This is a genomic window from Streptomyces sp. AC550_RSS872 (assembly GCF_019049285.1).
Lineage (GTDB): Bacteria > Actinomycetota > Actinomycetes > Streptomycetales > Streptomycetaceae > Streptomyces.
Genome location: NZ_JAGMUL010000032.1, coordinates 65,008 through 87,859 on the forward strand (window position 1 = coordinate 65,008; position 22,852 = coordinate 87,859).

The window sequence follows — 22,852 nt, forward strand, 5'->3', positions numbered from 1 at the left end:
GCTGGTCAGCAGCTTCCGAGACCCGGAAATGCGAGCATCGGCCCGGCACCGGAGAGACCCGGCGGAGCCGCCCCACCCAAGGCGGATGACCGCCGATGTGCCCGACAGGGAGGATCGTCGCCATGCCCGACCGCGCCCCGCAGTCCGTGGACCGTCAACTGCCCACGGATGAGGCCCGGGATCTGATCTCGCTCGTCCGCGACATCGCGCAGCGTGAGATCGCCCCGAAGGCGGCCGAGGAGGAGGACTCCGGCCGCTTCCCGCGCGAGGTCTTCGCCCTGCTCTCGGAATCGGGACTGCTCGGCCTGCCGTACGACTCCGAGTACGGCGGCGGCGACCAGCCGTACGAGGTCTACCTCCAGGTCCTCGAAGAGCTCGCCGCGGTCCGCCTCACCGTCGGCCTCGGCGTCAGCGTGCACTCCCTGGCCTGCTACTCCCTCGCCGCCTACGGCACCAAGCAGCAGCAGGTCGAGCACCTGCCCGCGATGCTCGGCGGCGGGCTGCTCGGTGCGTACTGCCTCTCCGAGCCCGCGTCGGGTTCGGACGCGGCCTCGCTGCGCACCAAGGCGGTGCGCGACGGCGACGACTGGGTGATCACCGGCACCAAGGCCTGGATCACCCACGGCGGCATCGCCGACTTCTACACGGTCATGGCGCGCACCGGCGAGGAGGGCCCGCGCGGGATCACCGCGTTCCTGGTGCCCGGCGACGCCGAGGGGGTGAGCGCGGCGGCGCCCGAGAAGAAGATGGGCATGAAGGGATCACCCACCGCCCAGGTCCACTTCGACGGCGTCCGGGTCGGCGACGACCGGCGCATCGGCGACGTGGGCCAGGGCTTCGCCATCGCCCTGTCCGCGCTCGACTCCGGCCGGCTCGGCATCGCGGCCTGTGCCATCGGCGTCGCCCAGGCGGCGCTGGACGAGGCGGTGGCGTACGCGACCGAGCGCCGGCAGTTCGGCAAGCCGATCGCCGACTTCCAGGGCCTGCGCTTCATGCTCGCCGACATGGCGACCCAGATCGAGGCGGGCCGCGCGCTGTACCTCACGGCGGCGCGACTGCGCGACGCGGGCCGCCCGTTCGCCAAGCAGGCGGCGATGGCCAAGCTGCACTGCACCGACACGGCGATGAAGGCCACCACCGACGCCGTCCAGATCCTCGGCGGGTACGGCTATACCGCGGACTTCCCGGCCGAGCGCTATATGCGCGAGGCCAAGGTCCTCCAGATCGTCGAGGGCACCAACCAGATTCAGCGGATGGTCATCGCCCGTCACCTAGCAGGTCCCGAGGGACGCTGAACTGACCGTGCTTGACCGTCGGCGCCGCGAGCCGGATCCACTCCGGGTCGTGGCGCCCGGGCAGGGTCCGGCCACGGTCGGCCCAGGTACGCATCAGCTCGCGGTAGATGGGCGGATCCGGTTGCTGCGGAGGCGCCGGCGCCAGCGCTCCCGCGGGCCGCGGCACGAAGATGCGGCGCTGAGGCCCGGTCGCTGAATAGGTGGGGGGCATACCAGGGCAACGCGGAGGTGGGGGGACAAGTCACCGCCCGCCGGAATCGGGCGTGAGTTCACGGCCGTCCGGCTCCCGCTCTGGCCACCTGCCGATGCCTGACGTACCGTCAGCCGAGCTGCCTCCAGGGAGGTATGCCGAGACCGACGACGACCGCCTGAGGAGCGCGATCACCTGGAGGCGGCCACGATCGGAGTGCTGGCCCGTTGCGCGACCAAGTTCCCCTGGAGCAGGTCGAGTTCCTCCCCCTTCCGGGTGAGGGCGGCGCGCTGCGACGACACGTCACGGCCCAACGCGCGTACTACGAATGGGTGGTTGACGGACGAGCCCGCTCGCCACTGATCAAGGACGCGTTCGCCCGCCTGGAGGAGCTCTGGCCGCGAGCCCCGGGCATACCAGTGCTCAACCGGGGCGACGCCCGCATCGGGAACATCGTCTGCGACGGGTTCGAACCCACCGCCGTCCTCGACCGGGAGATGGCGGCCCTCGCCTCGCCCGAGGTCGACCTCGGGTGGACGGTCTGTCTGCACCGCTTCTTCCAGGACCTGACGGTCACCTTCGGGCAGCGCGGACCGCCGGACTTCCTGCCACGACCGCATCGAGGCCCGCTGATGCCGACCTCACCGGCCACACGCCCCACGACATGGACGTCCACACGCTGTACGCGGCCCTGCGGCACGCCATCGTGATGCTCGGGATCGCCTGCCGCCAGGCCCACTTCGGCGAAGTCGCCGTCCCGGCGGCCCGACATGCGGACCCGGACACACTGATCCTGCACCACGGCAGCCTGAGAGCCATGGTGCAGGGCAGCTACTGGGATTGAGCGATGCGACGCCGGCGCCGTCGCGCTGAGCGGCGTGCGCTCAGGCGGCCTGCCGGCGCATGACCGGGACCCTGATGGGGCGCGAGCCCGGGCCGCCGACGTGCGAGAAGGGCTGGGTCCGCCAGTTCAGTCCCTGCGGGAGCGTCAACAGGAGGGCGGTGTCCTGCTCCTGGGGCTCCGGTGACTCGTCCGCGGAGCGGGCCTCGGCGGCCCTGCGGCCCGTACCGGCGCAGACCGTCAGGCCGAACGGGTTCCACGGCGAGGCGCACAGCGCGTGCTCCGGCAGGACCTCCTCGTCGGCCAGCAGGGCGATGGGCTGCGCGCAGTCCGGGCAGATCACCCGGAACATCTCGAAGGTGTCGTACGCGTCGAGTTCCTCGTCGAAGGCGTCGGGTTCGACGCCCTCCGGCTCGGGCTCGACGACTGCCTGGAGGCGCTTGGGTGCGGTTCGACCAGGACGCTTAAGACTCTGCATTGGGTTCTCCCCCTCGGGCTGGGCCGTGACGGCACTGCGGCCTCGACCACAGCAAGCACTTCCCGCCTGCTCTCGGCGTTAATCACGGGAGCATCACGGAGACTGTTCAGGGCCTGTGGCCTTCGTCACATGCCGCCCGCAGGTGCCCGCGGCGGCCGGTTTGTCCCACCGGTCGGCCCGCAACCGCTTCCCGTGGACATTACGAACCGGGTATGACCTGGGCTGCTCAGGTATCCGAGGAGATCAACCGCACTGTAGGTTCTTGCGCCATGGAGGAGCTGGACCGACAAATCGTGCAGCTGCTCGTCAAGGACGGGCGGATGAGCTACACCGATCTGGGCAAGGCCACGGGTCTGTCCACGTCTGCCGTGCACCAGCGGGTGCGGCGGCTGGAGCAGCGTGGCGTCATCCGGGGCTATGCCGCGGTCGTGGACCCCGAGGCCGTGGGGCTGCCCATGACCGCGTTCATCTCGGTGAAACCGTTCGATCCCAGCGCGCCGGACGACATCGCGGACCGGCTGGCCGGAGTGCCCGAGATCGAGGCCTGTCACAGCGTGGCGGGCGACGAGAACTACATCCTCAAGGTTCGGGTGGCCACGCCGCACGAGCTGGAGGAGCTGTTGGCTCGGCTTCGGTCGTTGGCGGGGGTGTCCACGCGGACGACGGTGGTGTTGTCCACGCCGTACGAGGCGCGGCCGCCGCGGGTTTGACCTACGGGGGACCAATCGCCGTTGGGCTGTCCGTCGTTCGTCGGCTGCGGGTGATTCGTGGCCGGTCGTGCCCACACGGCGGAGCCGCATGTCGACACGGCCCGGCGCACCTTGGCTGCATTGAGGGCGCCCCGTGTTCTGAGTGCGCGGGGTGAGGCGGGAAACTGGTCCCCATGACTGAGCGCAGCCCCGAGCCGAAGACCCTCCTTCTCCGTCGAGGAGAGGTCCACAGCCCCGCCGATCCATTCGCCACCGCCATGGTCGTGGAGCGGGGGCAGGTGGCCTGGGTGGGGTCCGAGGGGGCCGCCGATGCCTTCGCCGACGGGGTGGACGAGGTCGTCGATCTGGACGGTGCGCTGGTCACGCCCGCGTTCACCGATGCTCATGTGCACACCACCGCCACGGGTCTCGCCCTGACCGGTCTCGATCTGTCCGGTGCCCCCTCTCTGGAGGCGGCTCTGGGTCTCGTGCGGGAGTTCGCCGCCGCCCGGCCCGACGACCGCGTGCTCCTCGGACACGGCTGGGACGCCGCCCGCTGGCCCGGCGGGCGGCCCCCGACGCGCGCCGAGCTCGACGAGGCCGCCGGCGGCCGTCCTCTCTACCTCTCCCGGATCGACGTCCACTCGGCGGTCGTCACCACGGCCCTGCTGGACATGACGCCGGGCGGCCCCGGCACGGTCGACGGGCCGCTGGTCGCCGACGCCCATCACGCCGTACGCGCCACCGCGCTGGCCTCCATCACGCCCGCCCAGCGCGGCGAGGCCCAGCGGGCCGCGCTCGCACACGCCGCGTCCCTCGGGATCGGCACCGTCCATGAGTGCGCTGGGCCGGACATCTCCTCCGAGGACGACTTCAGCGGCTTGCTCCGGCTGGCCGGCGAGGAGGCCGGGCCGCGGGTCGTCGGCTACTGGGCCGAGCAGGACGTGCGCAAGGCGCGGGAGCTGGGCGCGGCCGGCGCGGCCGGTGATCTCTTCGTCGACGGCGCCCTCGGCTCGCACACCGCCTGTCTGCACCAGCCGTACACCGACGCGGGCCACACCGGCACCGCCTACCTGGACGCCGCCGCCGTCGCCGCCCATGTCGTCGCCTGTACCGAGGCGGGCCTCCAGGCGGGCTTCCACGCGATCGGCGACGCCGCCGTCACCGCTGTCGTCGAGGGTGTGCGGGCCGCCGCCGAGAAGGTCGGCCTCGCCCGCCTGCGCGCCGCCCGCCATCGCGTCGAGCACGCCGAGATGCTCACCCCCGAGACCATCGCCGCCTTCGCCGAGCTGGGCCTGACCGCCTCCGTCCAGCCCGCCTTCGACGCGCTGTGGGGCGGCGAGGACGGCATGTACGTCCAGCGCCTGGGTGCCGAACGCGCCCGCTCCCTCAACCCCTTCGCGGCCCTGCTGCGCGTCGGCGTACCCCTCGCCTTCGGCTCCGACAGCCCCGTCACACCGCTCGATCCGTGGGGCACGGTCCGCGCGGCGGCCTTCCATCACACGCCCGAGCACCGGGTCTCCGTGCGCGCCGCGTTCACGGCGCACACGCGTGGCGGCTGGCGGGCGATCGGGCGCGACGACGCGGGCGTCCTGGTGCCGGGCGCGCCCGCCGACTACGCCGTGTGGCGCACCGACGAACTGGTGGTCCAGGCCCCCGACGACCGGGTCGCGCGCTGGTCCACCGACCCCCGCTCCGGCACGCCCGGCCTGCCCGACCTGAGCCCGGGCCGGGACCTCCCCACCTGCCTGCGCACGGTGGTGGGCGGACGAACGGTCTTCGTACGGCCGGGCGAGTGATCTCCCGGGGTGGCGCGAACCCGATCATCGCGCGCCGCCCCTCGGCGCGACCTGCGTATCCTCCGCGCTGACCAGCGAATTGGGTGAATACCCGCAGGTAAAACGGCTGTTGACAGGCGGCGGCCCGAGGCCGGTAGGTTCGGCCGGGTCCACCACCGGACGCCCGACCGGGCAACCGCGGAACTTCCGGGAACCCGTCGCAACGCCGCTGGGTCAGGGACGGTGTGCCGCACCGGGGCACCGTCACTGGGAGCCAGGCTCAGTGCCAGCGCGGCGACGACGGAACGTTCCGGCCGGTCGGGGAGGTGTGACCCGGGTGGGGCCCGGGAGCTCAGTAGACAACGGCTTTCGGTCGACCCGCAGCCAGCGGGTCCCAGGCCGGCCCGAAGGGCGCCGGGCCCCCATCCGCAGGAGACGCGCGCCGGCGTCCCCACACAGAAGACGCATGCTTACCCCGCTCTTGCGGAATCGACACCACCATACGAACGTGCGGTCGCGTCAGCGCAGGCCGCGACCACTATGGTGGACGTCTGCGTACGGACATGAAGGGGCAGCAGTGAACGACGGCGACGGGACTCTCGGGGCACAGCACCGGGGGAGGCAGTTCGGGCCGCTCGGCACGGCGTTGGTGATCATTCCGACCTACAACGAGGCGGAGAACATCAAGAGCATCGTCGGCCGGGTCCGCAAGGCGGTCCCCGAGGCGCACGTGCTCGTCGCCGACGACAACAGCCCCGACGGCACCGGCAAGCTCGCGGACGAACTGGCCGTCGAGGACGACCACGTCCAGGTCCTGCACCGCAAGGGCAAGGAGGGCCTCGGCGCCGCCTATCTCGCGGGCTTCCGCTGGGGCATCGAGCACGACTACGGCGTCCTGATCGAGATGGACGCCGACGGCTCCCACCAGCCCGAGGAACTGCCCCGTCTGCTGACCGCCCTCAAGGGCGCCGACCTCGTCCTCGGCTCCCGCTGGGTGCCCGGCGGCCGCGTCGTGAACTGGCCCAAGTCCCGCGAGTTCATCTCCCGCGGCGGCAGCCTCTACTCCCGGCTCGCCCTGGACCTGCCGCTGCGCGACATCACCGGCGGCTACCGCGCCTTCCGCCGCGAGACCCTGGAGGGCCTCGGCCTCGACGACGTCGCCTCCCAGGGCTACTGCTTCCAGGTCGACCTCGCCCGCCGCGCGGTCAAGGCCGGCTTCCATGTCGTCGAGGTGCCGATCACCTTCGTCGAGCGGGAGCTCGGTGACTCGAAGATGAGCCGCGACATCCTGGTCGAGGCGCTGTGGCGGGTCACGTCATGGGGCGCGCGGGAGCGCGTCGGCAAGTTGATGAGCCGTACGAAGCCGTCGTCGCCGCCCCGGCCGTCGTAGTCCCCCCTCCTGTCCCGCTCGTCCCCGTCCTCTTATCCCGCTCTGAGCCGGGCCCAGGCACACTGGACGCATGACGACTGGCGCACCGACCCCCACCTACCCCGCCCGGCCCCGCCGCTCCCGACTGCGCACCTTCCTGCCGTTGGGTGTCGCCGCCTGGCTGGTGCTGGAGATCTGGCTGCTCACCGTGGTCGCGGACGCGACGAGCGGACTCGTGGTGTTCCTGCTGCTGCTCGCCGGTCTCGTGCTCGGTTCGGTGGTGATCAAGCGGGCGGGCCGACGCGCTTTCCAGGCCCTGAACGAGGCGCTTCAGCGCGGTGGCACCCCGACCAGCGGTGGTGGCAACGGCCTGATGATGCTGGGCGGCCTGCTGATCATGCTGCCGGGCCTGATCTCGGACGCGCTGGGTCTGCTCCTGCTGATCCCGCCGGTCCAGAAGGCGCTGAGCCGTCGTGCGGAGCGGACGTTCGAGCGGAAGCTGCGCGAGGCGACCTCGGGTTCGTTGGGTGACGCCTTCCAGCAGGCCCGTATGCACCGCCCCGACGGCAAGGTCGTCCAGGGTGAGGTCATCAGGGACGAGCCGGGGAGCGCCCCGGAGGGGCCGAGGCCGCCGCTGACGCGCTGACATGCAAAGAGCCCGGCGCAAGTGAGCGCCGGGCTTCTTTTTTTGGGCACGCCAAACCGCGGGCGTCGTACGTCACCTTCCCGTACGACGCCCGCGGTTACACGTTGCCTGGTGGTTCCGCCCAAGCCCCGCGGGGGTTAAGCGGACTTACGGCTGTCCCGGGGGTGAACTGCGATGTTCATCGCCCCGGAGCGGAGAACGGCGAGTCGTTCCTCGAGGACCTCTTCGAGTTCCTCGCGGGTACGCCGCTCCATCAGCATGTCCCAATGTGTACGCGCGGGCTTGGCCTTCTTCTCCTCAGGGCCGTCGCCGTCCACGAGGAGTGCCTGGGCCCCGCAGACCTTGCACTCCCACTCCGGCGGGATCTCCGCCTCGACCGAGAAGGGCATCTCGAACCGGTGCCCCTTCTCGCATGCGTACTCCACGGCCTGGCGCGGGGCCAGGTCGATGCCGCGGTCCGTCTCGTAGCTGGTCACCACGAGGCGCGTGCCGCGAAGAGCTCGCTCACTCATGAATCGTGCCTCCCGGGCTTGTCGCCCACAGGACAGGTGTCGCTGTCGTCGTCATCCGGTCAACGTCCGGTCGGCGGTAAAGATTCCCGTTCCGTGTCCCGTTCCGGGTGATGCGTCGCCGTCGTAGCCGCAGCCTTGCTGACCAATGTCGTACCCACCAGCGCCCGGTTTGTCACATCTGCTAGCAGATGTAACCCAGCGTTTCGGCATCTTTGACGCGCAGTAACGGTACGCCTGGCAGGCCAAACGCGTACACTACCGCCCTTTCACTCGGAACGCTAAATCGTGTTCGGCACCGGATTGCCCGCCTCGCTGATCGCCCGGCGCACCGGAACCCTTGCGAGCAGGGCGAATCCGAGGACGAAGAAGGCCACGAGGGAGATGATCGCGTCTCGATAACTTCCGGTCAGCTGGTAGGTGAGCCCGAACAGCAGTGGGCCCAGCCAGCTCATGCCGCGGTCGCTCATCTCGTACGCCGAGAAGTATTCGGCCTCCTTCCCCGGCGGAACGAGATGGGAGAACAGGGACCGGGACAGGGCCTGGCTGCCGCCGAGGACCAGCCCGATGCCGGCGGCCAGCACGAAGAACCACACCGGTGCCCCGGCCGGCAGGAAGTACCCGGCCGCCAGCGTCACCGTCCACGCGATCAGCGAGCCGAGAATGGTCCGCTTCGCGCCGTACGTCCGAGCCAGCCGCCCCATCGTCAGCGCTCCCACCACGGCCAGCACCTGGACCAGCAGTACGGCGCCGATGAGCGTCGACTGGCCGAGGCCGAGTTCCTCGGAGCCGTAGATCGAGGCCTGGGAGATGACCGTCTGGATGCCGTCGTTGTAGATCAGGTAGGCGAGGAGGAAGGCGAGCGTCAGCGGATGGCGGCGCATGTCGCGGATGGTTGCCGCGAGCTGCCGGAAGCCCATGGCGGCCTGCTTCTTCCCGGCCGGTGCCTCTTCGCCCGCCTCGCTCCGGGCGCGGCGGTCGCGCAGCCGGCGGAGCGGTATCAGGGCGAAGCCGCCCCACCACAGGCCGGCCGAGGCGAGGCAGATGCGGACCGCCGTGCTCTCGGAGACGCCGAAGGAGTCGTGCGCCAGATACAGGACCAGGTTCACGATCAGCATGAGGGAGCCCGACGCGTAGCCGAAGGCCCAGCCGCGGGAGGAGACCGCGTCGCGCTCCTCGGGCGGGGCGATCTGCGGGAGGTAGGAGTTGTAGAGCATCATCGCGACCGACTGGGCCGCGTTCGCGACGATCAGGAGCACGCCGCCGAGCAGATAGCGGTCGCCGTCCAGGAAGAACATGGCCGTGGTGGCCGTGGCTCCCGTGTAGGCGGCGGCCGCCAGGAGGGGCTTCTTGCGGCCGGTGCGGTCGGCCGCCGCGCCCACCAGGGGCATCACCAGGACGGCCACGATCACCGACAGGGACACCGAGTACGCGAAGAACGACCCCGCGCGCACCGGGATGCCCAAGGGGTGGACGAACCCGTCCGCGTCCGCCGCCTCCTCGGCGACCGACGTCAGATACGGGCCCAGGAACACGGTGAGCACGCTCGTCGAGTAGACGGAGCACGCCCAGTCGTAGAAGTACCAGCCGCGCTGCTCGCGCCGGCGTCCGGCGGCCTCGTCGGCCGGCTCTGTCCGCACGGTTCCGGTGCCCACCGCGCCCTCGCTTCCCCGTGATGATCCCGTGCGCGGCTGGGGGCGGGGGCGGGGGTCAGACCCAGACGCCGCGGTCCTCCATGACCTTGCGCAGTGTGTCGATGTGATCGGTCATGATGCCATCGACTCCCAGGTCCAGGAGCCGGTGCATCACCTCGGGATCATTGATGGTCCACACGTGCACCTGAAGCCCGCGCGCGTGGGCGGCCCGAACGAAGCGGTGGTCCACCACCTGGATCCCCGACTGGGCCTCGGGCACCTGGGCGGCGACCGCCGAGCGGCGCAGCGCGGCCGGGACGCCCCAGGAGCGCAGCCGCAGGTTGAGGACGCCCCGGGTGCCGTACGACGTCGCCAGGCGCGGTCCGGCCAGGCGCTGGGCGCGGATGACGCGGGCCTCGGAGAAGGAGCCGACGCAGACGCGGTCCCAGGCGCCGGTGCGCTCCATCAGCTCCAGGAAGGGGTGGAGCGCCGGCTCGGCCTTGAGGTCGACGTTCCAGCGGACCTCGGGGAAGGTCTCCAGGAGTTCCTCGAAGAGGGGCACCGGCTCCCTGCCCGCCACGCGCGCGTGCCGTACGTCGTCCCAGAGCAGGTCCGCGATCCGGCCCGCCCCGTCCGTGACCCGGTCCAGCGTCGAGTCGTGGAACGCGACGAGCTTGCCGTCGCGCGTGGTGTGGACGTCGGTCTCGATGTACCGGTAGCCCATGTCGACCGCGCGCCGGAACTGAAGCACGGTGTTCTCCAGGCCGTCGGCCGCACCGCCCCGGTGGGCGAAGGGGATCGGGCCGGGGTGGTCGAGGTAGGGGTGGCGTATCCGCGTGGTGCTCACGGACGCAGTATCGCCCCCCGGGGTTGCCCGGTGGCAACGACCGTGCTGCCGTCCGATGCCGAGGGGACGGCGAACACGCGCAGGAAGAGCTGGGCGAGCGGGCCGATGGACACCGCGTAGAGGACCGTGCCGGCGCCGACCGTGCCGCCCAGCGCGAAGCCGGTTACGACGACCGCGACCTCGACGGCCGTGCGCATCAGGCGGATCGAGCGGCCGGTTCGCTGGTGCAGGCCGGTCATCAGGCCGTCGCGGGGGCCGGGTCCGAAGCGGGCGGCGATGTAGAGGCCGGTGGCCAGGCCGTTGAGCACGATACCGGCCAGGAGGAGGGGGATCCGTACGGTCAGGGTGTGGGCCTCGGGAAGCAGAGCGAGCGTGCCGTCCATGGCGAGGCCGACCACGAAGACGTTGGAGACGGTGCCGAGGCCCGGGCGCTGGCGCAGCGGGATCCACAGGAGCAGCACTGCCGCGCCGACGATGATCGACACGACGCCGATCGTCAGGCCGGTGCGTTCGGCGAGGCCCTGGTGCAGCACGTTCCAGGGCTCCAGGCCCAGACCCGCCTCGACGAGCAGTGCCGAGCTCGCGCCGTACAGCGCGAGCCCGACGTAGAGCTGTGACAGCCGCCGTATGAGATGTCCGTGCGTGAGCCGTTTCGTGGGATGCCCCTGCGTGGACAAGACGTGCCCCCTGTGGTGGTAGTGGACTGATGCATGACACCCTGTGGCTTGGGAGGCGGCGCCTTCCATGGCCAATTTGGGGAAGGTGGACTGGAATCATGGCGCAGTGGACTTCCGCGGTGGGGGCCGCGCAGCTCGCCCGGCTGCTCACCTCCCAGCAGGACCGCCCCGCCGGCCCCGGCACCAAGCGCCCGCCCGCGTACCGGTCCCTGGCCGACGGCATCCGACTGCTCGTCCTGGAGGGGCGCGTACCGGTCGCCGCGCGGCTGCCCGCCGAGCGGGAACTGGCCCTCGCCCTGTCGGTGAGCCGCACGACCGTGGCCGCCGCGTACGAGGCGCTGCGCACCGAGGGGTTCCTGGAGTCGCGACGCGGGGCCGGGAGCTGGACGGCCGTACCGGCCGGGAACCCGTTGCCCGCCCGTGGTCTGGAGCCGCTGCCGCCCGAGGCGCTGGGCTCGATGATCGACCTGGGCACCGCGGCGCTGCCCGCGCCCGAGCCCTGGCTGACCCGTGCCGTCCAGGGCGCCCTGGAGGAACTGCCCCCGTACGCCCACACCCACGGCGACTATCCGGCCGGGCTGCCGGCGCTGCGCGCGATGATCGCCGACCGGTACTCGGCGCGCGGGATCGCGACCATGCCCGAGCAGATCATGGTGACGACCGGGGCCATGGGCGCCATGGACGCGATCTGTCATCTGTTCGCGGGCCGTGGTGAGCGGATCGCGGTCGAGTCGCCGTCCTACGCCAACATCCTCCAGCTGATGCGGGAGGCGGGCGCCCGGCTCGTGCCCGTCGCCATGGCCGACGGGCTGGCCGGCTGGGACGTGGACCGGTGGCGGCAGGTGCTGCGGGAGGCGGCGCCCCGGCTCGCCTATGTCGTCGCCGACTTCCACAACCCGACCGGGGCGCTGGCCGACGAGGACCAGCGGCGGCGGCTGGTGGACGCGGCGCGGTCGGCGGGGACGGTGCTGGTCGCCGACGAGACGATGAGCGAGCTGTGGCTCGACCCGGACGTGGAGATGCCGCGCGCGGTGTGCGCCTTCGACCCCGCGGGGTCGACCGTCATCACCGTCGGGTCGGCCAGCAAGGCCTTCTGGGCGGGGATGCGGATCGGCTGGGTACGGGCGGCTCCGGACGTGATCCGCAGTCTCGTGGCCGCGCGCGCGTACGCCGATCTGGGCACGCCCGTCCTGGAGCAGCTGGCCGTGAACTGGCTGTTCGGTACGGGGGGTTGGGAGCAGGCGGTGGAGCTGCGGCGGGGGCAGGCCCGGGAGAACCGGGACGCGCTCGTCACCGCGGTGCGGCGGGAGCTGCCCGGGTGGGAGTTCGAGGTGCCGCGGGGCGGGCTCACGCTGTGGGTCCGGACGGGCGGCCTGTCGGGCTCGCGGCTCGCGGAAGTCGGGGAGCGGGTGGGGGTCCGGGTGCCGTCCGGGCCCCGGTTCGGGGTGGACGGGGCCTTCGAGGGGTATGTGCGGCTGCCGTTCACCGTGGGGGGCGCGGTGGCGGAGGAGGCCGCGGCGCGGTTGGGGGCGGCGGCGCGGCTGGTGGAGAGCGGGGCGACCGGGGCGGGGGAGTCGACGCGGCCGTTCGTCGCGTGATGCGCCCGGGGTGAGGGCCGGGCGCCGGGGTGGCAGCGGGGGCGGGCCGGTGCCTCACGCCACCCGGCACGCCACCCGGCACGCCGCCCGGCACGCCGCCCGGGTCACGAAGTCTCCGCCGCCACGGCCTCCGCCACCACGGCTTCCGCAGGTACCGGTTCCGGCTCCTGGTCCGCCTTCTCCAGCCGGCCCAGCGTCTCCGCCTCCACCGGCGTCGTCCGCTCCGGCAGCAGTTCCAGGACGGCCTGCCGGTGTGCGTCGCTGGTCGCGTCGTCGTACGGGTCCGGGGTCGCCGGGACCTGGAGGCGGTGGACCGGGCCGGTGCCCAGACGGGCGTAGCCGCGGCCGGGCGGGACGTCGGCGACCGGAGTGGTGTGCGGGGGAGCGCCCAGGGCCGTCCGCAGTTGCTCCGCCGTGGCGGGGCCGAGCACGACACGCGCGCGTGTGTGCTGGCGCACGGCGTCGCTCAGCGCGTCCAGGCCGTCCCACTGCTCGGCCACGACGACCGTGACGCCCACAGCACGGCCGTGCCGGAGCGGGACCTGGAGCAGGGACTGCGGGTCCTTGCGGTTGTCCGCGGCGGCGAGATGGGAGAAGGCGGTCGGGCGGTCCAGGAGGATCCACAGCGGCCGCTTGGTGTCCTCCGGCGGCGGGTTGCCCGCCTGGCGGGCCCGGTTCACGGCGATCAGGCGCCGCTCCGTCTCCGTCGCCGCCCACTCCACGCTCGCCAGCGCTCCGGCCAGCCCGCACTCGACCGCCAGGACGCCGTCCCGGCCGGTCAGGCACGCGTACTCGCCGGTGCCGCCGCCCTCGACGATGACCACGTCGCCGTACTGAAGGGCCTGGAGGGCGATGGAGCGCAGCAGGGTCGAGGTGCCGCTGCCCGGCTGGCCCAGGGCCAGCAGATGGGGCTCGGTGGAGCGGATGCCGGTGCGCCAGACGACCGGCGGTACGTCGCGCTGCTGAGCGCCGTGGGTGAGCGGCAGCATGCGCTGGACCAGGGTGGGGTCGGTGAAGCCGAGGACGGTTTCGCCGGGGGCCGTGACGAAGCGCTGGGCGGCGATGTCGGTGGGCAGCGGCGCGAGGACGCTCACCGCGAGCTCGTTGCCCTCCTCGTCCCAGGCGAAGTGGTACTCCCGGCCGCGGCCGGACTTCGCCGTCAGCAGGTGCTCGATCCGCGCGCGGGCCGCCGCCTCGCCGTCGGTGAAGTAGGCCGGGTAGCGGACCAGAAGACTGCTGATCCGGCTCGTGCCGTCGAACTCGTACTCCGGGAAGGCCTTCTCCCACTCGCCGCCGTGGGTGTACAGCGGCGCGGGGTCGTCGGCGGCGGAGAAGTACGGGACCAGCGCCTCGTACAGCGATCTCAGCCGCTCCGTCTGGGACTCGTCGGGCCCGTCGGGCGTGGCCGGTTCGCGATCCCTGCCCTGCCAGGCTGCCGCCGCCATCAGGGTGATGACGGCGAGCAGCGGCCCGTACGGCACGAGCGCCACGACCAGGATCACCGAGGCCACCAGGAACAGCAGCGGTCCGCGTTTGTCCTTGGGGGTGTCGGCCCACCTGCGCCGCCCGGCCGAGGCCAGCCGGCGCAGACCGCGGGTGATCGTGATCAGCGGATGGAGGACGTCAGAGGCGCTGTCGCTCGCCGTCCGGGCCAGTTCCCGGCTTCGGGTGAGCTGCGCCCGGGCCAGCTCCCGGCTTCGGGCGATCTGCGCGCTGCCTGTGCTCAGGATGCGGGGGAGGGGGCGGCGGGCCACTGCTGTCTCCTGGAGGTGCGTACGGGCTGGACGGGCGGCGTCAGAACTGGATGCCGCCCAGGAGGCTCGCCAGGCTCTCGCCGCCGGCCTTGATGCTCGGGGCGATGGCCGTGCTGGCCAGATAGAAGCCGAACAGGGCTGAGATCAGGGCGTGGGACGCCTTCAGCCCGTCCTTGCGGAAGAAGATGAAGACGACGATGCCGAGCAGTACGACGCCTGAGATGGAGAGGATCATGTGAGTGCTCCTGGTTTGGGTGGGGACAGTCACCATGAGTACTTCCAGGCTCACAGGATGTATCCATACGATAAAAGGTGCAACTGGGTGAAATTCGGCAGATTTCCTACTGTTGGCGGAGTGTCCTTGCACGGCTGAGCTTGGGTGTTGCGTCCGGCAGTGTCTGCGATGATCTTTTCCGCGGGCGCATCGGGTCATGTGCCGCGCGAGCCAGTACCCTGGCGAATCACTCGTACGGCCGACACCGCTCGCCGGTCGTACCCGGTGCTCACCAGCAGTTCCCGCAGTACCAGTAGTTCCCGCAGTTCCCGCAGTCCCCGTGTTCGTAGTGAGAGGCGGTCCGGCCGATGACTGATGCCCCCGACCCCGAGGTCGTGGAGCTGGCGACCAAGATCTTCGATCTGGCCCGGCAGGGGCAGACCGAGGCGCTCGTGGCGTACGTCGACGCGGGCGTTCCCGCCAACCTCACCAACGACCGCGGCGACTCCCTCGTGATGCTCGCCGCCTATCACGGCCACGCCGACGCGGTCCGCGCCCTCCTCGCCCGGGGTGCCGAGGGCGACCGTGTCAACGACCGGGGGCAGACACCGCTCGCCGGTGCCGTCTTCAAGGGGGAGACGGAAGTGATCAAGGTCCTTCTGGAGGCCGGCGCCGACCCGGCCGCGGGCACCCCCTCGGCCGTCGACACGGCCCGCATGTTCGGCAAGACCGAACTGCTCGAGCTGTTCGGCGCACACTGATCCGAGTGATCTGACCAGCAAGAACACGGAAAACGGGGGAGGCGGTACAGGGCCGCCGAAATTTCGGTCGCGGCAGACGGAAGTGCCGAGTCATCATGACGTCGTGATTCACGGACGCGATGGCTGGGCAGGTGTTGCCGCACCGCGCGGGCCGTGATGCGGTCCGCATGGGCCACCGACGAGAGGCAGAGGAAGATGGTCTACAGCAAGCAGGAAACGGCGGGCGCCCCGACGTGTTGTCACGCGGCCAGGTGAAGCAAGAACCCCGGTTGCGTCGACGCTTGATGTGAGGCTGTTTCCCATGTTCGAACCGGTCATAGCGCCCAGCGGTACGCTGCTCGGCCTGCTTCAGCGGGGTCGCGGCGACGGCACACTGCACGCGCTCACCGCCCCGCGCGCCGAGGCGCTCGCGGCCCTGAACCACTGTGTGCTGCGGGACCCCCGCCACGACTGGCAGGTGGAGAACCGCTCCCTGTACTACGCCCGTCTCTTCCTCGACCTGAACGGCGAGCTGGACGAGATCGAGGCGCACCTCTTCGACGTCGAGGACGTCCTCGACACCGAGGAGTCACGTACGGGGCTGGCTCTGGCCGTCCTCGGCCACCTCGCCTCCTACGGCAGGCGGGACGCGCTCCAACTGCTGCGCAGGTACGCCGCCACGGGCGCCAACTGGGCCTGGGCTCTGGACGAGCTGGCACTCAGGGACGACGACGCGGGGCTGCGTGCCCTCGCCGCGCCCGTCCTCGCGCGTTTCCCGGCCGATCCCGAGGGCGAGGCCGAGCTCGCCGCCGCCGTACGCGATGCTTTTGAGCCACGGCCGTGGCGGCTGTGGGCGGAGGATCCGCGCGAATCGATCGCCACGCGTGTGCGTGCCGCGCACGAGGCCGGCTGCTTCGACCGCTGGCAGCGGCAGATGCGACCTACCGGGCCCCGTCCGGGGTGGAGCGTGCAGGCGGTCTTCGAGTGGGCCCAGCAGGGCATCGAGCGCGGAGTCGCGCTCCATGTGCCCGCCGCGCGGTGCCTGATGGCCGTCGCGGGCCCCGAGGACCGGCCCGACATCGTCGCCGCGGCCAAGGACGGCACCGACGGCGCCCGCTGCACCGCCCTGCGCTACCTCGCGGACAGCAATGATCCCGCTGCCCCCGACCTGATCGAGGCGGCTGTGATCACCGGCTCGTCGGCCGTCGTGGAGGCCGCCGTCGACGCCTTCGAGCGGATGCGCAGCGTCGCCGCCGTGGACCGCGCGCGTGGCTGGGCCGGACGGCCCGATCCGCTGGGCGCCGCCGCCGGGCGCATGCTCGCCTGCCGGGGCGGGGCCGAGGACAAGGACCTGGTCCTCGCGGCACTACGGGAGGCCGTACGGGGCGAGGGCCCCGACGCCCCGACGCTGTGGACCCTCGTCGACGGCACCGGACGGCTCGGCATCGTCTGCGCTGCCCCGGTCCTGCGCCATATCTACCGCGAGACCGCCTCCTCCCATCTGCGCGGCCGCACCGCCCGTGCCCTGGCCGCCACCGACCCCTCCTTCCCGTCCGGCTTCGCCGTCGAGTGCCTCTGGGACTGCGAGGAGACCACCCGCGAGATCGCCGCCCGGCACGCCGAGACCGGTGACACACGCGTCGTCGAGCGACTGCGCCGGCTGGCCGCCGATCCGGCCGAGGAGGCCGAGGTGCAGACGGCCGTACGCAGCCGCATCGGGCCGGACACGACCTCCGGCTGACCCGCGGGCGGGCATGTGTCCGCGCTGTGAATGTCGCGGAGATCCGCCCGCCGGGTGAACTCCGGGTGACCTGCGGGTCAGGCGTGCATGGACATGACCTGACCCGCTCGGGGGCGCCGCGGAACGCTCATGGGACGTTTGTCGTTCGGAAAGATCCACTTTGACGCGGCCACGTCCAGCACGGCGACAACACCGGTATGCGTGTAGTCATCGTGACCGAATCCTTTCCCCCCGATGTGAACGGCGTGGCCCACTGCGCGCTCCAGACCGCCCGACACCTCGTCGATCGCGGTCACGCCCCCATCGTCGTCGCCCCGGCCCCCGCTCCCGGTAACAAGGCGGCCGCCGCCCTGGCGCCCTGTCCCGTCGTCCATGTCCCCTCCCTCCCGCTCCCCGGCTATCCCCAGGTCAGGGTCGCGCTCCCCAGCCGGCGCCTCGCCGCCGCGCTGATCCAGCACCAGCCCGACATCGTGCACCTGGCCAGCCCCTTCGTCCTCGGCGTGCGCGGCATGGCCGCCGCCGCCCGGCTCGGTATCCCCGCCGTCGCCGTCTACCAGACCGACCTGGCCGGATACGCCCGCACCTACATGGGCGCCGGCGAGGCCGCGGCCTGGCGGCGCATACGCTCCGTCCACTCCGCCGCCGACCTCACCCTCGTCCCGTCCAGCGCGTCCATGAACGACCTTCAGACCCACGGGGTGCCCCGGCTCCAGCTGTGGGCACGCGGCGTGGACACCGCGCGCTTCCGCCCCGGACTCCGGGACGAGGCACTGCGCCGCGAACTCGCCCCGAACGGCGAGACCATCGTCGGCTACGTCGGCCGGCTCGCCCCCGAGAAACACATCGACCTGCTCTCCGGCGTGTGCGGCCTGCCGGGCGTGAAGGTCGTGATCGTCGGCGACGGGCCGAGTCAGCCCGCCCTCGCCGAGGCGCTGCCCGGCGCGGTCTTCCTGGGCCGCCGCGGCGGCGACGACCTCGCCCGGATCTTCGCCTCCTTCGACGTCTTCGCCCACACGGGTCCGTTCGAGACCTTCTGCCAGACCGTGCAGGAGGCCATGGCGAGCGGCGTGCCCGTCGTCGCGCCCGCCGCCGGCGGACCGCTGGACCTGGTCGACCACGGCCGCACCGGGCTCCTGGTGCCGCCGCGCGACGCCGACGCCGTACGGGACGCCGTACGGTCCCTGGCCGCCGACCCCGCGCTGCGGGCCGCGTACGGGGCCGCAGGGCGTGCCACGGTCGAGGGGCGCACCTGGGCGGCCATCGGCGACCAACTGATCACCCACTACGAGGCCGTGCTGAAGGCACGGAGGCCGGCGGTGGCGGTATGAACAGCTCGGTGAACACTTCCACGAACACGCCGGTCAACGCCTCGTTGCGCATCGTCCGGCTGGCGAACTTCGTCGCCCCCGCCTCAGGCGGGCTGCGGACCGCGCTGCGCGAGCTGGGCAAGGGCTTCAAGCTGGCGGGCCACGACCCGGTCCTTGTCGTGCCGGGCGAGAAGTACGGCGACTGCGAGACCGAGCAGGGCCGCGTGATCACCCTGCCCGGCCCGATGCTCCCCGGCACCGGCGGCTACCGCGTGCTCATCGACAAGCGGCGGGTCGCGGCCCTCCTGGAGGAGCTCGCCCCCGACCGCCTGGAGGTCTCCGACCGCACCACGCTGCGCTGGACCGGCAGGTGGGCCCGCCGGGCCCGGGTCCCCGCCGTGATGGTCTCCCACGAGACCGCCGACGGAGTGCTGCGCACCTGGGGCCTGTCGGAGAACCTCTCCCGCCGCGCCGCAGACGCCCTCAACGTCCGTACGGCCCACACCTACTCGAAGGTCGTGTGCACCACCGAGTTCGCCGAGCGGGAGTTCGTGCGGATCGGCGCCCGCAACGTCGTACGGGCCCCGCTGGGCGTCGATCTGATGAACCGGCGTCCCACCCTGCGCGACGCGGCGCTGCGCGAGACACACGCGCGTGCCGACGAGAAGCTCCTCGTGATGTGCTCCCGGCTCTCCGTGGAGAAGCGGCCCGGCACCGCGCTGGACGCCCTGGAGTCGCTGCGCGGACGCGGTGTGCGCGCGGTGCTCGTGGTGGCCGGAAACGGCCCTTTGCGGGCGCGGCTCGAACAGCGGGCGCAGGAGCGCGACCTGCCGGTGACCTTCCTCGGGCATGTCGCCGACCGCAGCCTGCTCGGCGCGCTCCAGGCCTCCGCCGACATCTGCCTGGCCCCCGGCCCCGCCGAGACGTTCGGGCTCGCCGCACTGGAGGCCATGGCCTGCGGCACTCCTGTCGTGGCCAGCTCGTCGTCCGCGCTGCCCGAGGTGATCGGCTCCGCCGGGGCCACCGCGGCCAACGACGGGGACGCCTTCGCGGACGCCGTGGAGATGCTGCTCGACCGACCCGAGCGCGAGCGCCGGGAGGCGGCACGCGCGCGTGCGGAGTGCTTCGGGTGGGGCACGGCGGTGGACGCCTTCCTCACCGCGCACGACGCGGCGGTGCCGGTGCGTCCCTTCGCGCGTGCGGAGGGCGCGGCATGAGACCGCTGCGGTACGTCGCCCTCGGGGACTCGCTGACCGAGGGCGTGGGCGATCCCGTGGGGGACGGGTGGCGCGGCTGGGCCGCGCTGCTCGCCGCCGGGCTGTCCGAACCCTCCGCAGAGTTCACCAACCTGGCGGTCAGCGGGGCACAGACACGGGACGTGCTGGAGACCCAGCTGCCCGCCGCGCTGGCGCTGTGCCCGCAGGTCGCGTCCGTGGTCGTGGGCGTCAACGACACCCTGCGCGGCACCTACGACATCGAGAAGATCGCCGAACGCCTCGACAAGGTCTACGCGTCCTTCGCCCGGCAGGGCACCGCGTTGCTCACGGCCTGTCTGCCCGACCCGGGCACGATGCTGGGGCTGCCGGGGGTGCTGGGCGCCCCGCTGGCCCGACGGCAGCGGGCGGTCAACACGGTGGTCCACACGCTGTCCGAGCGGTACGGGGCGGTACATCTGCACGCCGTCGACGACGACTGGATCGGCGACCGCGCGATGTGGAGCTCGGACCGGTTGCATCCCGGGGAGCGTGGGCACCGGCAACTGGCCTCGCGCTTCCACGCGATTCTGGCCAAGCGGGGCATCGCGACCGGGGCCGCGCCTTCGGTGGAGCCCGAGTTCCCGCCGCCCACCAGGTCGGCGAGCCTGCTGTGGCTGGCCACCGCCGGCACCGCCTGGGTGATCCGGCGCTGCAACGACCTGCTGCCCCAGCTGCTGCGCCTCGCCGCCATCGAGATGCGGCACCGTGCGAAGGGCACCTGCGGCCGGCTCGACCTGCGCGCGGCGCAGTCGGTGTCCGTGGCGCTGGCCTCGCTGGCGGTGCCGTTGCCGGAGCAGCGGGCCGCGCTGGAGCGGCCGCCTGTGCCGGGGCCTCGGTCGGTGATCGAGCGGCCCGTGCTGGAGCGGCCCGTACCGGAGCCCCGGTCGGTACCGGGGCAGTGGCCCCTGCCGGAGGGCTTGTCGGTACCGGGACCGCGTTCGGTTCCGGGGCAGCAACCCGCCCCGGAGGCGGCGTAGCGCACGCGTGCGCGGCGGAGAGAGGCGTTCAGCGACGGCGTACGGCCACGAAGCGCACCGGGGTGCCCGGTACCGCCTGCGCGGCGGCCGGGAGGTCGGCAGCGCGGACGACGGCGATGACCGGGTAGCCGCCCGTCGTCGGATGGTCGGCCAGGAACACGACCGGACGGCCGTCGGGCGGGACCTGGACCGCGCCCAGGACGACGCCCTCGCTGGGGAGTTCGCGGGTGATCGCCCGTTCCAGGGCGGGACCCTCGGTGCGCAGCCCGATGCGGTTGCTCGCGGGGGACACGCGGAAGACGCGGGAGGTGAAGGCGCGCACGGCCGCCGGGGTGAACCAGTCGTCGCGCGGGCCGGGCGTCACGCGAAGGACGAGTTCGACGGGCGGTGCCGGCTGCGGGGCGACGTCCACGCGCGTGTGGAGCCGCGTCGGCAGGCCCAGGGGGAGCACCGTGCCGTCGGTGAGGGGCGGTGGGCCGAGGCCGGACAGGAGGTCCTTGGAGCGGCTGCCGAGGACCGGCTCGACGGCGATGCCGCCGGAGACGGCCACGTAGCTCCGTACGCCCGACACGGCCACGCCGACGTCCAGGAGCGCACCGGCGGGCACGCGCACCGGAGCACCCCAGGCGACCGGGCGTCCGTCGACCGTGACGCGGCAGGGCGCGCCGCCGACGGCCACGGTCACCGTCGAACGGGGCCGCACGGCACAGCCGTTGAGCGTGGTCTCCAGTACGGCGGCCTCCGGGGCATTGCCGACCAGCCGGTTGGCCAGCGCCGCCGCCGGCCCGTCCAGCGAGCCCGAGCGGGGCACGCCCAGGTGGGCGTGTCCGGGGCGGCCGAGGTCCTGCACGGTGGTGAGCGCTCCGGCGCGTACGACGCCGAGCGCGCGGTCGGTCATGAGCTCCCCACCGGAACGAAGCGCACGCGCGTGCCCGGCGACAGCAGCGCGGCCGGCACACGTGTGTGGTCCCACAGCACGCTGTCCGTGGTGCCGATCAGTTGCCAGCCGCCCGGCGACGAGCGCGGGTACACGCCCGTGTACGGGCCCGCCAGCGCCACCGCGCCTGCGGGGACGGCCGTGCGCGGGGTGGCCCGGCGCGGGACGTCGTAGCGCGGCGGCAGGCCGGTCAGATAGCCGAACCCGGGGGCGAAGCCGCAGAAGGCGACGCTGAACTCGGTGTCCGCGTGGATACGGGCCACTTCGCGCGGGGCGACGCCCCACTGCGCGGCCACGTCGGTGAGGTCGGGGCCGTCGTAGCGCACCGGGAGTTCGACGACCTCACGCGCGCGTGGGGGAGCGGGCGGCACCGCGGCGGTGGTCAGTTCGAAGGCCAGGCGGGCCGGGTCGGCGAGGCCGTCGAGCAGGACGGTCCGGGCCGCGGGGACGATCTCGCGCACCGACAGCGAGCCCGCCGCGCGGCGGCGCAGCAGTTCCGCGTGCAGCGCCTGGGCCTCCTCGCCCGAGGCCACCTCGACGAGCAGGGCGTCGTCGCCGACGGGCAGTGCCCTCATACGAAGGCCTCCACCCGGACACCCGACTCCTCCAGCCGCGCCCGCACCCGGCGGGCCAGCTCGACGGCGCCGGGCGTGTCCCCGTGCAGGCACAGGGAACGCGCGCGTACCTCGACCGGGGCCCCCGAATGGGAGGCGACCACGCCCCCGCGGGCCAGCCCCACCGAGCGCTCCACGACGGCATCCGGGTCGGTGACCACGGCGCCGTCCTGGCCACGCGGCACGAGGGTGCCCTGCTCGGTGTACGCACGGTCCGCGAACGCCTCCGTGACGGCCGGGAGTCCGGCCTTGGCCGCCAGCTCCAGCAGCCGCGAGCCCGGCAGCCCGAGCACGGGCAGTGCGGCGTCCGCCAAGAGCACACCGTCGACGACCGCGCCGGCCTGTTCCTCGTCGTGCACGACCCGGTTGTAGAGCGCGCCGTGCGGCTTGACGTACGACACGCGCGTGCCCGCCGCTCGCGCGAACACCTCCAGGGCGCCGATCTGGTAGGCCACTTCGGCCGCCAGCTCGGCGGGCGGCACGTCCATCGCGCGCCTCCCGAACCCCGCCAGGTCCCGGTAGGAGACCTGGGCGCCGATCCGTACGCCGCGCCCGGCCGCCTGCTCGCACACCCGCCGCATGGTGGCCGCGTCCCCGGCGTGGAAGCCGCAGGCCACGTTGGCGCTCGTGACGACGGACAGCAGGCGTTCGTCGTCGGTGAGCTGCCAGCGGCCGAAGCCCTCGCCGAGGTCGGCGTTCAGATCGATCGAGGTCATGGTTCCTTCTGTGTCTCGTCTGTCCGGCGATGTCTCGTGCCGGAC

General features: G+C 72.6%; 23 protein-coding genes and 1 pseudogene. 13 read left to right on the forward strand and 11 right to left on the reverse strand.

Features of this window, described 5'->3' with window-relative positions:
• Positions 1-122 precede the first annotated feature (122 nt).
• A complete protein-coding gene (locus KUM44_RS16045; RefSeq protein WP_217208557.1) occupies positions 123-1,295 on the forward strand; it encodes an acyl-CoA dehydrogenase family protein in 1,173 nt (390 codons plus the stop codon).
• On the opposite strand, the gene KUM44_RS47565 is transcribed toward KUM44_RS16045, so the two are convergent.
• Positions 1,258-1,506: a hypothetical protein gene (locus tag KUM44_RS47565; protein ID WP_254389586.1), complete on the reverse strand. Its 249-nt coding sequence runs from the start codon at positions 1,504-1,506 to the stop codon at positions 1,258-1,260. The two genes, KUM44_RS16045 and KUM44_RS47565, sit on opposite strands and share 38 nt — an antisense overlap.
• Positions 1,507-1,712: 206 nt before the next feature.
• Here KUM44_RS47565 and KUM44_RS16050 point away from each other — a divergent pair, with 206 nt between their 5' ends.
• A complete protein-coding gene (locus KUM44_RS16050) occupies positions 1,713-2,195 on the forward strand; it encodes a phosphotransferase (protein WP_374202043.1) in 483 nt (160 codons plus the stop codon).
• Positions 2,150-2,329: a hypothetical protein gene (locus tag KUM44_RS47570; protein ID WP_374202044.1), complete on the forward strand. Its 180-nt coding sequence runs from the start codon at positions 2,150-2,152 to the stop codon at positions 2,327-2,329. The genes KUM44_RS16050 and KUM44_RS47570 overlap by 46 nt, the downstream gene beginning before the upstream one ends.
• A 40-nt stretch (positions 2,330-2,369) precedes the next feature.
• On the opposite strand, the gene KUM44_RS16055 is transcribed toward KUM44_RS47570, so the two are convergent.
• Complete coding sequence (locus tag KUM44_RS16055) at positions 2,370-2,804, reverse strand: hypothetical protein (RefSeq protein ID WP_217208558.1); 435 nt, start codon at positions 2,802-2,804, stop codon at positions 2,370-2,372.
• 269 nt (positions 2,805-3,073) lie between these two features.
• On the opposite strand from KUM44_RS16055, the gene KUM44_RS16060 reads away from it, so the two are divergent.
• From KUM44_RS16060 to fxsA, 4 genes are all read left to right on the forward strand, one after another.
• Positions 3,074-3,514, forward strand: a complete 441-nt coding sequence (locus KUM44_RS16060) for an Lrp/AsnC family transcriptional regulator (RefSeq protein ID WP_016434164.1) — start codon at positions 3,074-3,076, stop codon at positions 3,512-3,514.
• A 173-nt stretch (positions 3,515-3,687) separates the two neighbouring features.
• On the forward strand, positions 3,688-5,292 hold the full coding sequence (locus tag KUM44_RS16065; protein WP_217208559.1) for an amidohydrolase: 1,605 nt from the start codon (positions 3,688-3,690) through the stop codon (positions 5,290-5,292).
• A gap of 556 nt (positions 5,293-5,848) precedes the next feature.
• Positions 5,849-6,661 (forward strand): polyprenol monophosphomannose synthase, encoded by an 813-nt coding sequence (locus tag KUM44_RS16070; RefSeq protein WP_217208560.1) that lies wholly within the window; start codon positions 5,849-5,851, stop codon positions 6,659-6,661.
• Between the two features lie 70 nt (positions 6,662-6,731).
• Positions 6,732-7,286: an FxsA family membrane protein gene (gene fxsA, locus KUM44_RS16075; protein ID WP_217208561.1), complete on the forward strand. Its 555-nt coding sequence runs from the start codon at positions 6,732-6,734 to the stop codon at positions 7,284-7,286.
• Positions 7,287-7,423: 137 nt separating this feature from the next.
• Here the strand turns inward: fxsA and KUM44_RS16080 are convergent, their stop codons facing one another.
• The 4 genes from KUM44_RS16080 to KUM44_RS16095 all read right to left on the reverse strand — a co-directional run bounded on the left by KUM44_RS16080 (position 7,424) and on the right by KUM44_RS16095 (position 11,022).
• Positions 7,424-7,798 carry an RNA polymerase-binding protein RbpA gene (locus KUM44_RS16080; protein ID WP_003977404.1) on the reverse strand — a complete coding sequence of 125 codons (375 nt, stop codon included), beginning with the start codon at positions 7,796-7,798 and terminating at the stop codon, positions 7,424-7,426.
• Positions 7,799-8,076: 278 nt separating this feature from the next.
• Positions 8,077-9,450 carry an MFS transporter gene (locus tag KUM44_RS16085; protein ID WP_217208562.1) on the reverse strand — a complete coding sequence of 458 codons (1,374 nt, stop codon included), beginning with the start codon at positions 9,448-9,450 and terminating at the stop codon, positions 8,077-8,079.
• Between the two features lie 55 nt (positions 9,451-9,505).
• Entirely contained in the window at positions 9,506-10,276 is a 771-nt protein-coding gene (locus KUM44_RS16090) for a glycerophosphodiester phosphodiesterase (RefSeq protein WP_217208563.1), read from the reverse strand.
• Positions 10,273-11,022 carry a YitT family protein gene (locus KUM44_RS16095; RefSeq protein ID WP_374202045.1) on the reverse strand — a complete coding sequence of 250 codons (750 nt, stop codon included), beginning with the start codon at positions 11,020-11,022 and terminating at the stop codon, positions 10,273-10,275. The genes KUM44_RS16090 and KUM44_RS16095 overlap by 4 nt, the downstream gene beginning before the upstream one ends.
• A gap of 29 nt (positions 11,023-11,051) precedes the next feature.
• Between KUM44_RS16095 and KUM44_RS16100 the strand changes: the two genes are divergently transcribed.
• Positions 11,052-12,551: a PLP-dependent aminotransferase family protein gene (locus KUM44_RS16100; protein WP_217208564.1), complete on the forward strand. Its 1,500-nt coding sequence runs from the start codon at positions 11,052-11,054 to the stop codon at positions 12,549-12,551.
• Positions 12,552-12,655: 104 nt separating this feature from the next.
• Here KUM44_RS16100 and KUM44_RS16105 read toward each other — a convergent pair whose 3' ends face one another.
• On the reverse strand, positions 12,656-14,305 hold the full coding sequence (locus KUM44_RS16105) for a hypothetical protein (RefSeq protein ID WP_217208565.1): 1,650 nt from the start codon (positions 14,303-14,305) through the stop codon (positions 12,656-12,658).
• A 40-nt stretch (positions 14,306-14,345) separates the two neighbouring features.
• Positions 14,346-14,540 (reverse strand): hypothetical protein, encoded by a 195-nt coding sequence (locus KUM44_RS16110; RefSeq protein WP_004002760.1) that lies wholly within the window; start codon positions 14,538-14,540, stop codon positions 14,346-14,348.
• Between the two features lie 347 nt (positions 14,541-14,887).
• Between KUM44_RS16110 and KUM44_RS16115 the strand changes: the two genes are divergently transcribed.
• The 5 genes and pseudogenes from KUM44_RS16115 to KUM44_RS16135 form a co-directional block, all read left to right on the forward strand.
• Positions 14,888-15,280 (forward strand): ankyrin repeat domain-containing protein, encoded by a 393-nt coding sequence (locus KUM44_RS16115; RefSeq protein WP_030054818.1) that lies wholly within the window; start codon positions 14,888-14,890, stop codon positions 15,278-15,280.
• 301 nt (positions 15,281-15,581) lie between these two features.
• Positions 15,582-17,000 carry a HEAT repeat domain-containing protein gene (locus tag KUM44_RS16120; protein ID WP_217208566.1) on the forward strand — a complete coding sequence of 473 codons (1,419 nt, stop codon included), beginning with the start codon at positions 15,582-15,584 and terminating at the stop codon, positions 16,998-17,000.
• 197 nt (positions 17,001-17,197) lie between these two features.
• Entirely contained in the window at positions 17,198-18,328 is a 1,131-nt protein-coding gene (locus tag KUM44_RS16125) for a glycosyltransferase family 1 protein (protein WP_217208567.1), read from the forward strand.
• The gene (locus KUM44_RS16130; RefSeq protein WP_217208568.1) at positions 18,325-19,524 is read left to right on the forward strand and encodes a glycosyltransferase; all 1,200 of its coding nucleotides are present in this window, start codon (positions 18,325-18,327) and stop codon (positions 19,522-19,524) included. The genes KUM44_RS16125 and KUM44_RS16130 overlap by 4 nt, the downstream gene beginning before the upstream one ends.
• A pseudogene (locus KUM44_RS16135) lies at positions 19,521-20,369 on the forward strand (SGNH/GDSL hydrolase family protein); the annotation flags it as partial. The gene KUM44_RS16130 and the pseudogene KUM44_RS16135, both read left to right, overlap by 4 nt.
• Positions 20,370-20,568: 199 nt before the next feature.
• On the opposite strand, the gene KUM44_RS16140 reads toward KUM44_RS16135, so the two are convergent.
• Genes KUM44_RS16140 through KUM44_RS16150 form a run of 3 tightly spaced genes read right to left on the reverse strand, consistent with a single transcriptional unit; the run spans position 20,569 to position 22,807 of the window.
• Positions 20,569-21,438, reverse strand: coding sequence for a biotin-dependent carboxyltransferase family protein (locus tag KUM44_RS16140; RefSeq protein ID WP_217208570.1), 870 nt, complete (start codon positions 21,436-21,438; stop codon positions 20,569-20,571).
• Entirely contained in the window at positions 21,435-22,052 is a 618-nt protein-coding gene (locus tag KUM44_RS16145) for an allophanate hydrolase subunit 1 (protein WP_217208571.1), read from the reverse strand. Before KUM44_RS16145 ends, KUM44_RS16140 begins: the two co-directional genes overlap by 4 nt.
• The gene (locus tag KUM44_RS16150; protein WP_217208572.1) at positions 22,049-22,807 is read right to left on the reverse strand and encodes a LamB/YcsF family protein; all 759 of its coding nucleotides are present in this window, start codon (positions 22,805-22,807) and stop codon (positions 22,049-22,051) included. Before KUM44_RS16150 ends, KUM44_RS16145 begins: the two co-directional genes overlap by 4 nt.
• Positions 22,808-22,852: the final 45 nt, after the last annotated feature.